Here is a 13686-nt window from a genome sequence, read left to right on the forward strand (position 1 = left end):
GTCAGGCGAGGGCGCCCGCATCGGCGGTAAGGGTCGCGCCTGTGATCACGCTCGCGGCCGGACTTGCCAGGAAAACGACAGCATTGGCGATTTCCCGTGGATCGCCATACCGGCCGAGCGACGTGAGGCTCTTCTGGAAATCGGCAGCTGCCCCGTTTGCCGGATTGGCGTCCGTATCCGTCGCGCCAGGCTGCACCAGGTTGACGGTGATGCCTTTGGGACCGAGTTCACGAGAAAGACCACGGGTGAACGAGGTCAGCGCGGCTTTGGACATGGCGTAAGGTGTTATGCCGGGAAATGGCACTCTTTCCCCCAGTGCCGAACCGATCGTCACGATCCGCCCACCTTCGGCAAGATGCGGGATGACATGCTTGGCGAAAAGCACCGGCGCTCGCACGTTGACGTCCATCACGGCCTGGAATTCATCGATATCAAGGTCGGCGATCGTCCCCATATGGCCAATAGCGGCGCTATTGACGAGGATGTCGATCCCGCCAAGCGATGAGACCGCCTCGTTTACAGCGCGCGTTATGGCATTCGGGTCGGCGCTGTCGGCCTGGATTGCGATCGCTCGGCGTCCCAAGTTCTCGATGGAGCTGGCCAACGCTCCGGCCTTCTCCGCGGAGTGTTGATAGGTGAACGCAACGTCGGCACCGTTCTCTGCGAGCGCCAACGTTATGGCGGCGCCGATCCCGCGAGAGCCGCCGGTTACGAGCGCGCGCTTGCCTCTAAGATCAATCATAAGTCTATCCTTTCCAAGATGTTGGTTCGAGTAGTCAGGAGAAATGCATATGGTCCGGGAAGCGATCTTCGATACGCTGATCCACATTTCGTGCGTCCAGTTGTCATCTCGTAGTGCCGAGAACCGCTAAACCGAGTTGCAAAAGGAGGAACGCTGCCGGGCATCCCGTCGAAAGACGGTTGACCGATCGCGGGCTCTCCGTCGCAAGCGCCTCGCAGGTTAGCCGGGAATACAAGAGCATGTTCGGCACCCCGCCTGTCGCTGACCGACAACGGTCGCTCAAGTCACTGCGATGAGCGACCCTCGTTGATTTCTTGGATGCAGTGGAGTCCGTCGAGGCGCGTTCCCCGGTCCGCAACACAGAAACACAACCTTTGCGACTACCGAGCAGGTAACATCAGTTGTATATTGCGATGGTCGAGATGGGGAAAATCAATGGAACGCGCAGGTTCTACCGATAGCATCACTCCGGACAAGGCATCCCTAACGCAATCGCTTCTCCAGCTTGCGATGCCAAGCTTGATCAAGTCACCCCATCCCGCCGGCGGACTATACGCCGACATTGCCAGCTACGTATCGCATGGCAGTTGCTTTCGGATATCGAGCGACACTGTCGAGGTTGTCATCTGATGTGCCGCTTCCTTGCCTGGATCGGAGCCCCGCGCTTTCTTGATGATTTCGTACTCAAAGCCGATCAATCGCTTGTAGCTCTGAGCCGATCGGCATTGATCGGGAAAACGTCGCTCAATGCCGACGGTTTCGGGCTTGCATGGTACTCGGAACGCGAGACGCCGTGCATCTACAAAGACATCTACCCCGCTTGGTCGGACGCAAACCTGACGCAAATTGCATCTCACACCAGGGCCAGCGTGTTCCTGGCACACGTACGCGCATCGACGTCGACGGCCACCTCACGCAATAACTGCCATCCGTTCAGCAGGGGCCGATGGAGTTTCATGCACAACGGGCAACTTGGCGGGCATCTGCAGCTGCGGCAGAAGCTTGACGGAATGATACCGCCGGAGTGCTACGCTCAGCGCTATGGAGCCACCGACAGTGAAGCAATTTTCCTCGTTGCTGCGGGCCTGGGGCTCGACCAGGCTCCCATCGCGGCGATGGAACAAGCGGTCGGACAGGTTCAGACGTTGGCTCGGGAAGCCGAGTACACGCCACAAATGCGTTTCGCGGCGTGCTGGAGCGATGGAAAGAAAGTCTACGCTGCTCGTTACGCTTCAGATCGTTTCGTTCCAAGTCTGTTCTATCAAGTGAAAGATGACGGCGTCGTGATAGGCTCCGAGCCGCTTGATGACAGTGCCGGTTGGATAGAGGTTTCACCCGGTACCGCAATCGCTACAGATGGGCAGGCACTACAAAAAGTAGAGTTCAGACCCGGGAAGTTTCAGTGAAATTTCCGGCTTGATCCCTCGAAGCCAACTCTCAAACAAGCTTACTTAGTATAGCTCTTCGAAGACCCGATCGGCGATGAAGTCGATGAAGGCACGTACTTTCGGAACTCGTGCCGACATCGGCGGCCACACAAGCGAAACACTGCCGCGATCGGCTGTGTGATCGCAAAGGAGCGGTTGAAGCCGGCCTGCGGTAATCTCTTCACTTACGAGATAGCTTGGCGCCTGAATAATCCCCAGACCGCCGACAGCGGCAGACGCCAATGCTTCGCCATCGTTCAAGACGATGGCCGGTTTGATTGGCTTCGCTTGTTGAAAATTCTTGAAGGCCCAGATCTCCGGCCGACCGGTGGTTGGGAAGCGATAATGAATACAACAATGATCGAGGAGATCTGCCGGGCTCAAAGGCATCCCATACCGCGCAAGATAGTCTGGTGATGCACACGTAATGAACCTGTGTGGCCCGATCCTTCGTGCGCGTAAGGTTGAATCGTCCAATTCACCAAGCCGCAGAACCACGTCATATCCACCCTCAATGATATCGACCTTCACGTCATCAAGACTGATATCAATCGTTATATCAGGGAAGCTGGCCTGAAAATCGCGCAGTGCCGGCATGATAATCTTGCGCCCCATCACAGTCGGCACGCTTACTTTGAGGCGACCTCGTGGTGCTTTCTGAAGCAGATGAAGCTCATTCTCCGCGGCTTGAAGGTCTCTCAAGATGCGCGCAGCGTGACGATAGAGGACGTCGCCCTCGCCCGTCACGGCTAGCGACCGGGTGGTACGATACAGCAATCGCAGGCCTAATCGCGCTTCAAGCCGCTCCACCGCTTTGCCCACGGCCGATGCGGAAAGCCCAAGTTTTCTTCCCGCAGCCGCAAAACTTCCAGTTTCCACCGCGACGGAAAAGGCGATCAGGCCGCTAAGAGACTCTATCGAAAGGATTGAAGACATTATGTCCGGTATGATGCGACGGAAATCCCTATTCAGTCAACTGCTTCGCTCGTCCAAATTGATCCGGAAGACTGCTGACGCGGCCAAGTTCAGGGGAGTGACCTTTCTGACGGATCAAGCGGGGCATCGCATCGCTGCGGCAGACGATAACTGAACGTTTGAAAAGGACTGTGAAGATGGTGCCCAACAGCGTCATAAGCCACAAGGCGTTCAACTGGATCAATGGCTCTCAGTGCCAAGAAGGTCCGTTGAAAGAGTCAATCGACCCAGCGACATATGACGTGATCGGCCACTACCCCGACGCTGGCCTCCAGGCAGCCAAGTCAGCGGTGGCGGCCGCTCGCAAAGCCTTCCACGAGACCATGTGGGTCCATGATCACGAACTGCGGGCTCGCGTGCTCGAGCAACTGGCGTGTGCCTTCGAGCGCAATCGAGCCAAACTGCTTGAAATTCTGTCGTTGGAGAACGGCAAGGTAAAGGCGGAAGCCGCGTTCGAACTGGATATGGTTCCGAGCAAGTTGCGCTACTCGGCAGCGACTTCCTTAGTTGAAGGCGGCAGGGCGATTACACCGAAGCCTGGCAGCATCTCTCTGATCCTTCGGCAACCAATGGGGGTCGCCGCGGTCATCGCTCCCTGGAACTCCCCGGTTGTTCTGACGATCCGGTCGCTTGCCCCGGCGCTTGCCGCCGGGTGTACCACGGTCGTCAAGCTCCCAGCGCAAGTCGCGCAGACTGCAAGCGTTATGGCAGAGGTCATGGCCGAAGCAGAAAGCCTGCCGAACGGTGTCATAAATCTGTTCTTCGAAAGCGGCTTGGAGGGTTCCAGCTATCTCGTGGATTCGCCTGAGGTGCCGGTGGTCAGCTTCACCGGATCGACACGTACCGGTCGCGCCATCAGCAGCACTGGCGCAAGGCACCTCAAGCGGTTTGGGATGGAGCTCGGCGGAAAGACGCCGATGATTGTATTTGACGACGCAGATCTTGATGCCGCATTGCCGGTTCTAGAAAAAGCGCTGACTGTCTTCAGCGGCCAGTTCTGCATGACGGGATCCCGCTTGCTCGTGCAGAATGGAAAGTACGAAGCCGTTCGAGACGCGTTGGCTGAGCGGTTACGCAACGTCAAGGTCGGCCCAGCTGCTGACCCCTCCAGCGATATGGGACCCATGATCGATCGCGCGAATGTGGAGCGGGTCGATGGCGTTGTCGAGACCGCTCTGGCCGCAGGAGCCAAGGTGGCCGAACGTGGCGGTCCTATCAAGGTCGGCCCGCTTTCGAGAGGCGCCTTCTTCCGCCCGGCTCTCTTGGAAGTCTCCGACAATAGTCTCGCCATCATCCAGGAAGAGACCTTTGGTCCGGTGCTGACAATCCAGCGGTTTTCCGATGAGGCGGAAGCAATTCGACTGTCCAATGACAACGAGTACGGATTGTCGGCCAGTATCTGGACGCGCGACTTGGACAGATCCCTGCGTGTAGCGCAAGCGCTCGAAGCCGGCTCGGTGTGGATCAATGACTGGGCGAAGGTCTACGACGGTACAGAGGAGGGCGGTTTCAAGCAGTCCGGTCTTGGCCGTTTGAACGGCTTGGCCGCTCTGGACGATTTCATCGAGCATAAGCACATCGCGCTCAAGCCCGGCTTGAAGCAACCCTGACATCTCAATGCGCCGCATTATCCAAACGTAGGAATCAACCATGTCCACAACCGCACCTGCTCTCGCTACGAATTTGTCTATCGCGGTGCCCGCATCCCCGGCGTCGCCTTTAGCGGTACTTCAGTCGATCTTGTCGAACCCAACCGATTTGGATTTCGTCAAACAATTTACGACTGACGACTTCACATATGTCTCGCTCAATTACGACCATCCGGAACTGAAGCAGATCATGCCTTGGGCCGGAACCAGCCAAGGCACCAAGGGGCTCGTTCAGACCTTTATCGATGTCGGACGATATTGGAGGACGGACAACTTCGAAGTTCAGGACAGTTTTGAAAATAAGGACGGCGCAGCGATCTTCGGCACGTTCACTTACACATCACACGTTCTGCGCAAAACGGTGACATCTCCATTTGCAGTTCTGGCGCGTGGCGGGAACGGCAAATTGTCCTACGTGCAATTCATGGAAGATACCTTCGCGACCGTCCGCAGTTTCAGAGGCGGTGGCGAATACCTCATCAAGGCAGATCCGGATGGATTGGAGATCAGCGTCTGAGAGCGATGAAACCCTTCCTGGAAAGCCGTAATCCTGCTTATGGCGCTTGCCGGCGTTGTCGGTTCTGATTGTCGACCGAATTTCAGCTTCGACAGCCAGGTATTTTGTGTTGCAGGATCTGCGACAGCCCTTTGCCGATCACGCGACTATTCTGTCGGTCCTTGCATCGCTATCAATAATTTTTGAAAGCGGATTGCGAGCAGTCCACGGGGGAACTTGGTCGATTTGGCTGACCCATGGCCATAATTTTCATCCGTTTATCAAAATGTGGAACTGCGTCGAAATCACGAGAGGCACCAATCACGCGGCATGGCCTCTTGCGCGTAGCTGATACCGAAAGGCGAGTGCATGTCGGAAGCGAGCTTGGGGCAGACGATCGGCCCTGCTATCGTACTAATGGGAGCGGCGGTAGCCGCAGTGCCTTTGTTCCGGCGGCTAGGCCTGGGGTCGGTTCTTGGCTACTTCTCGGCCGGCGTGCTCGTCGGTCCGTCGGTCCTTGCCCTGTTCACCGACACGCTGTCCATCCTGAGTTTTTCCGAGCTCGGGGTGGTGATGTTCTTGTTCGTGATCGGGCTTGAACTGCGCCCGCACAAGCTCTGGGCCATGCGCGGCCAGATTTTCGGTCTGGGGCTGGCGCAGGTGGCGGCAGCCACCACGGCGCTTACCCTGGCTGGAACGCTGATCTTCGGCCTACCGGGACCGGTGGCTTTCGTTGCCGGCGCAGGTTTCGTCCTGTCCTCGACCGCCGTCATCATGTCGGTGTTGCAGGAGCGCGGCGAGATATCGACTGCCGAGGGCCAGAAATCCGTCTCGATCCTCCTCTTCGAAGACCTGATGATTGTTCCGCTTCTGGCGGTGGTCGCATTCCTGTCTCCGCTGTCGCAAGAGCAGTCGGGCTGGATCGACATCCTGTTGGCCGTCGGCGCGCTGCTTGCCTTGCTGGGCGTTTCCAAATGGGGCCTCAATCCGTTCTTCGCGCTGTTGGCGCGCGCCCGAGCGCGCGAGGTGATGACGGCGGGGGCGCTGATCGTGGTTCTGGGGGCGGCGCTGCTGATGGATGCCGCCGGTCTCTCCATGGCAATGGGGGCGTTCCTCGCCGGCGTGATGTTGTCGAGTTCGAGCTATCGCCACCAGATCGAGAGCGATATCGAGCCGTTTCGCGGCCTGCTGATGGGCCTGTTCTTCCTTGCCGTCGGGATGTCGTTGGACCTGTCTGTCGTCGCGGCGGAATGGTGGCTGCTCCTGTCCATGCTCGTCGCCTTCACCGTCGCAAAGGGGCTGGTGGTCTATGGGGTGGCGCGGCTGTTCGGCAACACCAATCACAAGGCCATGCACCGCACCTCGATGTTCCTGCAGGGCGGAGAGTTCGCCTTCGTGCTCTATTCCGCCGCCGCAGCTGGCGGCGTGATCGACGCGCGCGAGAATGCCTTGTTCACGACGGTCGTGATCTTTTCCATGGCCCTGACGCCGCTTCTCATGCTTGCGGCGGATCGATTGCTGCGCAACGAAGCGTCGATGGACGGAATTGACCATGCCCGTGAGCTGAAGGGCAGGATACTGATGATCGGCTTCGGGCGTTTTGGCCAGATCGCGTCACAGCTGCTGCTCGCAAGGGGCGTCAGCCTGTCTGTGATCGACACCGATCCCGACCGCATCCGCGATGCCGAGCGGTTCGGTTTCAAGGTCTTTTTTGGAGATGGCACCAGGCTCGATACTTTGCGCCATTCCGGGGCCGGTTCCGCCGATGCGCTGATGATCTGCGTCAACGATCCAAAGGCGACGATGCAGATGGTGGAACTGATGCAGCATGAATTTCCACAAGCCAGGATCCTGGCGAGAAGCTACGATCGCGGCCACGCGGTCGAACTGATCCGGGCAGGCGTCGATTATCAGATCCGCGAGACTGTCGAGTCCGCATACCTGATGGGTACGGAAGGGCTTCGGACGTTGGGATACGCGGAGCAGGATATCGAGGATACTGCCGAAGACGTGCGGCAGCGGGATGAAGATCGCCTCTCGGAACAGGTGCAGGGAGATAGCATGTCAGGCCGCGACCACTTGCTGCTGCAACCGCTTCCGGAACCGTTGAGTAACGCGGCGGTCAGAGATTAGGTCTGTCGGTGAATCAGCGCTGGCGCCTACCCGGACGGTGCTCGTCTTCATTGCGGGCGCGAGCGATCGGTTCTGACCCATTCGTGTCGGCCGGATGAAAGCAGCATCCTGGGATATTTGTATAGTTTCGCGACGGCATAGGCAGGGAGCCTGACGAGCTGCCTCGGCGGCAGAAGCTCGGTGGCGAAAGCCGCCCAGCTGAGACTGATTGCCAGCAGAAATAGCAAAGCGGCCGCCACGGCGATTGCCAGCGGGAGCAGGCCGACGCCCAGGATTGCCGCGCATGCCGCGACCAATGTCATGACGGCAACGGCGGCGGCAAGCAGCGTCAGCGGCGGTACGAGCACGTCGAGAAGAAGGGCGCAATAGGCCGCGCTGCGCCATGCGCTCGGACGGGAAAGCGCGCCGACCGCGAAGCGCATCATTGCCAGATGCCCCCCTTCCCAGCGCCGCCGCTGCGTTTCAACGGCTTCCGCAGATGTTGGGAAAAGGCTTGTTACCAGGGCCTGCTCGCAGAAACGCGGCGGCGCGCCCTTCTGCGCCAACTCGAGCGCGAACTTCATGTCCTCCACGAGGTGCCCGGTCGCAAGGTTCGCCTGTTCCACGAGATTCCATGGCAGCGCCATGCCGGTCCCCGTCATCAGGCATGGCATGCCGAGCCTGCTCATTCCCAATGGCCGGACATGGTTCTTGATACGGAAGGCGAATTCGCCGATCGCTAGGCCTATGCTCGCGCCCGTCGGCGCCAGCTGCAGGTTCCGCGCTTGCACGGGACGGTTGAATGCCATGACATCGGCGGCCAGCGCATCCAGCGTACCGCCTGCGATCTGGCAGTCCGCGTCGATGAAGACGACGATTGCCGGCGGCGCCTGCCGCAGATGCGCGACGCCCGCAGCCAGCGCGTGACCCTTGCCGCGGTTGACGGAATCGCGGCGCTCTATCACCTCCGCTCCGAAAGTGCGCGCGATCGCCGCCGTCTCGTCATCGCAATTGTCGGCCACAACGACGATCCGATCGCCGCCGCGGATCTGATCGCCGATACTCCTCAGCGTCGCGGCAATCCCAAGCGCTTCGTTGTGGGCCGGTATCAGAACGGCGATTGCGGGCCGACTGGAAAGCGAACGTTCGGCGCGCCGGCCCGAAGGCCAGGCGCCGGCGATGCATTCGATCGCGAAGATGGCCACAAGCGCGAAACAGGCAATGCCGGCCACCGTGAGTGACAGAAGCGCTATCATGTATAGCAAAGTATCGCCTCTCCGTTTTCACGTAATTTAAAATGAATATCACAGCCATGAACAATTATCCCATCACTCTTCGGTAGTCCCTTATGATGAACCGGATTAGATCGCGCGGAAATAAATACATCCAATTGCTGAACTTCGGCCAATTGCTTGAATTCGCCGATAAATTATCTTTGAAACGAAAGAGAACAGCCGTTTTTCTGCGTCGCACTACGCCGACGCGTGCCCGAGCGCAAGGGAGGGACAGATGCCGCTACTGGACGTTCAATCTCCGCGGGCTGCTCCGCCGACAAGCCGGACACGCCATTATTTTCTCGGCGCACCTTTCGATACGATCGCGCAGGATGCGGCTGTCGACCTCGTGAGGAACAGTGAATCTCTGGATCGCTTTCGCTATATCGTGACGCCGAATGTCGATCATGTCGTCCGCCTGAACGGCGATCGGTTGCTTGCGCCCTACTATGACGATGCCTGGATGTCGCTTTGCGACAGCAAGCCGATCTCGACGCTGTCGCACGCCGTGGCGCTCGACCTGCCGCTCGTTACGGGATCGGACCTGACGGCGCGTATCTTCAAGACGGTAATCCGGCCGGGCGACCGCATTACCCTGATCGCGGCCAATTCAATGGTCGCGGAGCAGATGGCAACAGTGTTTCCCGGCGTCCGTTTCCGAAGCTTCGTTCCCCCTCCAAATGTCCTGAAAAATCCTGCGGGCCTGCAGGCCTGCGTGGATTTCGTGGCCGCGGAGCCAGCACGCTTTGTTTTCATCGCAATCGGATCGCCGCAGTCCGAGAAGATTGCCTATGCGCTTGCCCAGCGGCCGGAGGCATGCGGCGTGGGTCTGTGCATCGGCGCATCGCTGGAGTTTCTTCTCGGGGAAAAGAAGCGGGCGCCCGTCTGGATGCGCCAGTTGGGGTTGGAGTGGGCGCACCGGCTGGCATCGGATCCCAGACGGCTGTGGCGGCGATATGTTTTCGCCGTTGGTCCGCTGCTGCAATTGTTCGCCAAGGAACTCGTCACCCGTCGTCATCAACGCCAGTAGACGGCTCGTTAGGCGACACCAGAAAAACCGGCGGCGCCTAACCCCGCCCCGGGTTCACATCCGCTTGGTTTAAGATTTTGAAACGGGCGCTGTCGGCGGTGAACGACTTCGTTGGTGCAGGCTCGTCAACGGCGGCCACAGCGCCGACATGACGATCCAACACCTCGGCGCGCCGAAGCCTTCCGGACCCGGACGACCGACCGCGCCCCCTCCTCCGGCAGGCAACCGGAGACCAGCAAAATCATTCTGAAAAACAAGTCAGCTCTTGGTGAGATCCGTTACCGTAAAGCCTCGTTTGCATTCGTATGGCTGGAACTTGACCTTATCCAACCCCCACGCTTCGTAAGTGAGCTCGGCCGGTTTCGGCGACAGGTTCTGGATAATCTTGTATTCACCAGAGCTGGTCGGTATCGCCGATGCTTCAAATGGGAAGGGCAAGGTGCCGTCCAGCTGCTTTTCCGTCGTCCGGACGGACTTGAGCAGCTTGGAGGGTCGCCTGCCGCCCTTCGCCTTGTCGACGAGAATGTCTTCGATATCATCGATTTCCAGGTGAAACGCCAGCAGTTCCTTCTGCAGGTCTTCCGGCGTCGCATCGTATGAGAATTCCGGGGAGAACATGAACGGAAAATAGATGATGCCGACGGCGCCGTGAATAATGGAGGACCACGCCTGCACTCGGAATTCGGCCGGCGTTGTCTTCCTTCCCGGCGACGACGCATCGTATTTTGTCAGTGCGATGAACGAAAACTGCGGACGGCCACCGCTCCAGCGCGAGAGCCGGTCGATAGCATGGCCCTGTTGGGTCGATGCATAGTCGTCGATGTCTATGACAAGATCGCTTCCGGTGGCGATCGGATAGGAGTCGTGTCCCAGCCAGTCGATGTATGGGCTGTCGGCGTAGTCGGACATGATCTTTTCGACATAGATGTTATTGACGTGGTTTCCGACATGATTCAGCCACAAGGGCTTCCCGCCACGGAACAAGACCCGCGCGACGGTGTCGACTTGAGCGGGCGTAACCCCGACATCCTCATAGGTGATCCCTTTGCCGCCCTCTTTTAAATTGGACGGCTCATCGATCATGGCAATCGCCAGAAAATAAGGGCTGGAAATGTCCTTTTTGAATGCCGCAGGATCTGTGAGAACGTAATCGTCATCGACGCCTGCGGGCTCTCGGACCATGTATAGTCCGTACTTTTCCGCCTCTTTCGTCCATTCCGCGCGGTCGGCGCCTCGATTCATCGTGAAGATGGTGTTGACGCCGAGAGCTTTCCAGTGCGCCATCTTTTCAACCGGCTGCTGGTAAGCTCCGCGCACAAAGAAGCTCGGCCCGGGAAGCAGTGAGCGCTCTGCCGCATGGGCGGCGTTCATGCCGCCCAGCCACAAGCCGAGGTTTGCCAGCGGCAGCGAAGCCATTACCTTTAGAACGTCACGTCGCCATGTCTCATTCATCGGGTGCCTCATTTTCTCTCAGTTGGCGCGGGCGAGATCGCAAGTCGCCCCGGTCGCGGAAAGTGTATCAGTAGCCATATCGCTCGGCGCTGAATTGACACTTGTTCAGCACGACCCCCAACACGTTCGTCTTTTCGGAGAGCGTCTGCTCGCAGATGTCGATTTCGTTTAGCGTGCTTTGTTCCGCTGCGGCGATGAGAACGACACAATCGACGTTCGGCAGGAATGCCAGTGTGTCATCGGTCGACAGCATGGGCGGAAGATCAAAAAGGACGATATCCGGATTTACGCGTCTGTTCAGATTGGCCAGCACATCCACCGTCGTTGAACTCTGCAAGAGTTCGGCGGAATAATGGGCGGGGCTGCTGTTCGCCGCAATTGCCAGATTGTCTCCGTGGCGCAGGAAAATGTCGTCGATCTCGATCTCGCCGCGCAGAAAGCTCTCCATTGAGGCGGCATTGCGGACACCCAAGGATTTGCCGACCTGCGGTCGTCTGAGGTCGAGATCCAGCAACAGCGTTCGGCAATCCTGTTGATTTCCAAAGCTGAAGGCGAGGTTCAACGCCGTAAAGGTTTTACCGCACGCCGGCGTCGGCGAAGTGATCGCAACAGATTTCCAGTTGTTCTGTCTCATCGTCTGCAAAAGCTTCGTGCGCATCATGTCAAAAGCGACATGCGAAGCATCCGACCGATTTGCCGTCACTATGCGGTTTCGTGTTATCGCGTCGGGATCGAGTTTCAGAGGAGACAGTTCGCTCCAAGCCAACAGCCCGTGAAAACGCGATGTGAGCATGCGGTCCTTGTCCTTTAGTGCGTCTGGGCTCAAGGTAGATACATTCTCGCGTTCCATGACTTGGACCCCAACGGTTACTTCGAAAGATTCTGAGCATGCTTCGGTTTTGGAACTCACCGGTCACCCGCTCCTAAAGCTGGACAGCAGCTTCTGGAACGCTGCTCCCAGGGGCATGTAGAAATAGTGGACGACAAGCAGCGACGCGGGAACGGCGCCGGCCGTCAAAGCTGTCGCGAGCTGACGCGTTGCATAGGGCGATCGTATTTCCGAGGGTGCCGGAATGTACGGAATGACCGCCAGAGGTTGACGCTGCAGCAACTGGGCAAGCTCGGAGGGCCTGCGGATCGTTCTGTTCGATATTTCGAGGAGAACGATGTATGCCAGCGCCAATCCGATGCCGGCCGCCAGCCCCATCGCAACGACCAGGCGGCGACGTGATCGCAACGCATTTTCAGGTGCGGTGGCGGGCTCGAGCAGAGAAAAGCGCCCGCCATCCGAGCGCGCTTCGATCTGGTTGCCCATCGAGGCCTCCGCGCGGCGCGCGATAGCGGTGTTGTACTGGGTCTGAATGTTTGCCACCGTCCTCTCCAGCGCGTTCAGCTGGGTTTCCGTTGACGGTGTCGCGCCGACCGAGCGCGTCAGCTCCATAATGCTAAGGTTCAGGGCCGCCTTTTCCCGACCGATCGCCTGCAGGCGATCGGTAATGTCCGACACTTGCAACTCAAATCCGGTCGATGCCGAACCACCTGCGGACTGTTCGTCCTTGGACATGCTTTTGGCGCGCAGCGCTGCTATCCGGCCGCGGAGCGCGACAATGTTGGGGCTCGTCTCGGAAAAGATCGTCAGCTGATCCGCCAGCGCCTTGTTCAGATCCTGAAGCATCTGCTGCTCGGGACTGATGGGGCCGTTGGCGTATTGCCCGGTCGCGCGGAAACTCTCGACCAGCATGCTGCGCCGTGTGCGCAGATCCGCTTCCTCGCGCTCCAGCGAAACCAGGCGCTCCTGCTGGTTGCTCTGCTGTTGACGGCGAAAATTAAGGCTCTCCGGAAGAGTGTCCTTGTTCTCGGTCTTGAATTTCAACAATTCCGCTTCGTTGCGGGCGAGCTCATCATCCAGCCGCTTCACTTCATCGTTGAAGAATTGCAGCGTATCGCCTGCACGATCGGTTCGCTGGCGCTGGTTGCTGGTCAATATAAGCGATGCGACCTCATTGGCGCCTTTGGCTGCCAGCGCGGGCGTCTCTGCATCGAAGGAAACGCTGAGAAGCGTCGCGCCGCCCATGCCGTCACTGCTCAGCGGCAATTCCAGGAAGCTGATGCGAGACTGCATGTCCCGGACGAGTTTGTCTCCGGCCAGCTTTGCCCGCTCTCCGCCATAAATATCAAGCTTGTCGGCCAGCTCGACTAGGTTGTCGCGGGTGGTTATCTGCTGCTGGATAATCTGCAGCTGCTGCAGCGCGCTCGTCGGCACCGTAGACCTGACCAACTCCGATGGGATCTGGGGTGCTTCAACGAGAATCTTTGCCGTCGACTGATATTGGCGCGGCATCAGCAGCGCGATGACAATCGACGTGGCCGCGCACAGGCCGATGATGGTGAGTACATGCGGCCATCTCCGAATAACAAGTGACAGATAAAACTTCAGATCGATGGCGTTCATTACGAGATCACCCAAACTTTACAAACCGATGAGGTGCCTATGCACTTTTATCTTATTCGCTTCCCAAGCAATCGGTA

The 13686-nt window shown here is 58.5% G+C and carries 11 protein-coding genes; 5 read left to right on the plus strand and 6 right to left on the minus strand.

The window, feature by feature from the left end; all coding sequences use genetic code 11:
* Window position 1: 1 nt before the first annotated feature.
* On the minus strand, window positions 2–742 hold the full coding sequence (locus P3R82_RS04575) for a 3-oxoacyl-ACP reductase family protein (protein WP_283193178.1): 741 nt from the start codon (window positions 740–742) through the stop codon (window positions 2–4).
* 629 nt (window positions 743–1371) lie between these two features.
* On the opposite strand from P3R82_RS04575, the gene P3R82_RS04580 reads away from it, so the two are divergent.
* Window positions 1372–2148 (plus strand): class II glutamine amidotransferase, encoded by a 777-nt coding sequence (locus P3R82_RS04580; RefSeq protein WP_283193179.1) that lies wholly within the window; start codon window positions 1372–1374, stop codon window positions 2146–2148.
* A gap of 45 nt (window positions 2149–2193) precedes the next feature.
* On the opposite strand, the gene P3R82_RS04585 is transcribed toward P3R82_RS04580, so the two are convergent.
* The gene (locus tag P3R82_RS04585) at window positions 2194–3105 is read right to left on the minus strand and encodes a LysR family transcriptional regulator (protein WP_283193180.1); all 912 of its coding nucleotides are present in this window, start codon (window positions 3103–3105) and stop codon (window positions 2194–2196) included.
* Between the two features lie 176 nt (window positions 3106–3281).
* On the opposite strand from P3R82_RS04585, the gene P3R82_RS04590 reads away from it, so the two are divergent.
* From P3R82_RS04590 to P3R82_RS04600, 3 genes are all read left to right on the plus strand, one after another.
* Window positions 3282–4754, plus strand: a complete 1473-nt coding sequence (locus tag P3R82_RS04590; RefSeq protein WP_283193181.1) for an aldehyde dehydrogenase family protein — start codon at window positions 3282–3284, stop codon at window positions 4752–4754.
* 40 nt (window positions 4755–4794) lie between these two features.
* Window positions 4795–5310, plus strand: coding sequence for a nuclear transport factor 2 family protein (locus P3R82_RS04595; RefSeq protein WP_283193182.1), 516 nt, complete (start codon window positions 4795–4797; stop codon window positions 5308–5310).
* A 348-nt stretch (window positions 5311–5658) separates the two neighbouring features.
* The gene (locus P3R82_RS04600) at window positions 5659–7422 is read left to right on the plus strand and encodes a monovalent cation:proton antiporter-2 (CPA2) family protein (RefSeq protein ID WP_283193183.1); all 1764 of its coding nucleotides are present in this window, start codon (window positions 5659–5661) and stop codon (window positions 7420–7422) included.
* A gap of 47 nt (window positions 7423–7469) precedes the next feature.
* On the opposite strand, the gene P3R82_RS04605 is transcribed toward P3R82_RS04600, so the two are convergent.
* On the minus strand, window positions 7470–8657 hold the full coding sequence (locus tag P3R82_RS04605; protein ID WP_283193509.1) for a glycosyltransferase family 2 protein: 1188 nt from the start codon (window positions 8655–8657) through the stop codon (window positions 7470–7472).
* A 253-nt stretch (window positions 8658–8910) separates the two neighbouring features.
* Here P3R82_RS04605 and P3R82_RS04610 point away from each other — a divergent pair, with 253 nt between their 5' ends.
* Window positions 8911–9705, plus strand: coding sequence for a WecB/TagA/CpsF family glycosyltransferase (locus P3R82_RS04610; RefSeq protein WP_283193184.1), 795 nt, complete (start codon window positions 8911–8913; stop codon window positions 9703–9705).
* A 258-nt stretch (window positions 9706–9963) separates the two neighbouring features.
* On the opposite strand, the gene P3R82_RS04615 is transcribed toward P3R82_RS04610, so the two are convergent.
* From P3R82_RS04615 to P3R82_RS04625, 3 genes are all read right to left on the minus strand, one after another.
* Window positions 9964–11157 (minus strand): hypothetical protein, encoded by a 1194-nt coding sequence (locus tag P3R82_RS04615; RefSeq protein ID WP_283193185.1) that lies wholly within the window; start codon window positions 11155–11157, stop codon window positions 9964–9966.
* A gap of 67 nt (window positions 11158–11224) precedes the next feature.
* Window positions 11225–12007, minus strand: a complete 783-nt coding sequence (locus P3R82_RS04620) for a CpsD/CapB family tyrosine-protein kinase (RefSeq protein WP_283193186.1) — start codon at window positions 12005–12007, stop codon at window positions 11225–11227.
* Window positions 12008–12070: 63 nt separating this feature from the next.
* Window positions 12071–13609 (minus strand): Wzz/FepE/Etk N-terminal domain-containing protein, encoded by a 1539-nt coding sequence (locus P3R82_RS04625; protein ID WP_283193187.1) that lies wholly within the window; start codon window positions 13607–13609, stop codon window positions 12071–12073.
* Window positions 13610–13686 lie beyond the last annotated feature (77 nt).

The sequence above is a fragment of the Rhizobium sp. AN80A genome (genome assembly GCF_030053015.1).
GTDB classification, from domain to species: domain Bacteria; phylum Pseudomonadota; class Alphaproteobacteria; order Rhizobiales; family Rhizobiaceae; genus Rhizobium; species Rhizobium metallidurans.

What these genes read in the sequence shown, in the direction of transcription:
- P3R82_RS04575 (WP_283193178.1), bottom strand. Translation starts at nt 742, where the DNA reads ATGATTGATCTTAGAGGCAAGCGCGCGCTCGTAACCGGCGGCTCTCGC.
- P3R82_RS04580 (WP_283193179.1), top strand. Translation starts at nt 1,372, where the DNA reads ATGTGCCGCTTCCTTGCCTGGATCGGAGCCCCGCGCTTTCTTGATGAT.
- P3R82_RS04585 (WP_283193180.1), bottom strand. Translation starts at nt 3,105, where the DNA reads ATGTCTTCAATCCTTTCGATAGAGTCTCTTAGCGGCCTGATCGCCTTT.
- P3R82_RS04590 (WP_283193181.1), top strand. Translation starts at nt 3,282, where the DNA reads ATGGTGCCCAACAGCGTCATAAGCCACAAGGCGTTCAACTGGATCAAT.
- P3R82_RS04595 (WP_283193182.1), top strand. Translation starts at nt 4,795, where the DNA reads ATGTCCACAACCGCACCTGCTCTCGCTACGAATTTGTCTATCGCGGTG.
- P3R82_RS04600 (WP_283193183.1), top strand. Translation starts at nt 5,659, where the DNA reads ATGTCGGAAGCGAGCTTGGGGCAGACGATCGGCCCTGCTATCGTACTA.
- P3R82_RS04605 (WP_283193509.1), bottom strand. Translation starts at nt 8,657, where the DNA reads ATGATAGCGCTTCTGTCACTCACGGTGGCCGGCATTGCCTGTTTCGCG.
- P3R82_RS04610 (WP_283193184.1), top strand. Translation starts at nt 8,911, where the DNA reads ATGCCGCTACTGGACGTTCAATCTCCGCGGGCTGCTCCGCCGACAAGC.
- P3R82_RS04615 (WP_283193185.1), bottom strand. Translation starts at nt 11,157, where the DNA reads ATGAATGAGACATGGCGACGTGACGTTCTAAAGGTAATGGCTTCGCTG.
- P3R82_RS04620 (WP_283193186.1), bottom strand. Translation starts at nt 12,007, where the DNA reads ATGGAACGCGAGAATGTATCTACCTTGAGCCCAGACGCACTAAAGGAC.
- P3R82_RS04625 (WP_283193187.1), bottom strand. Translation starts at nt 13,609, where the DNA reads ATGAACGCCATCGATCTGAAGTTTTATCTGTCACTTGTTATTCGGAGA.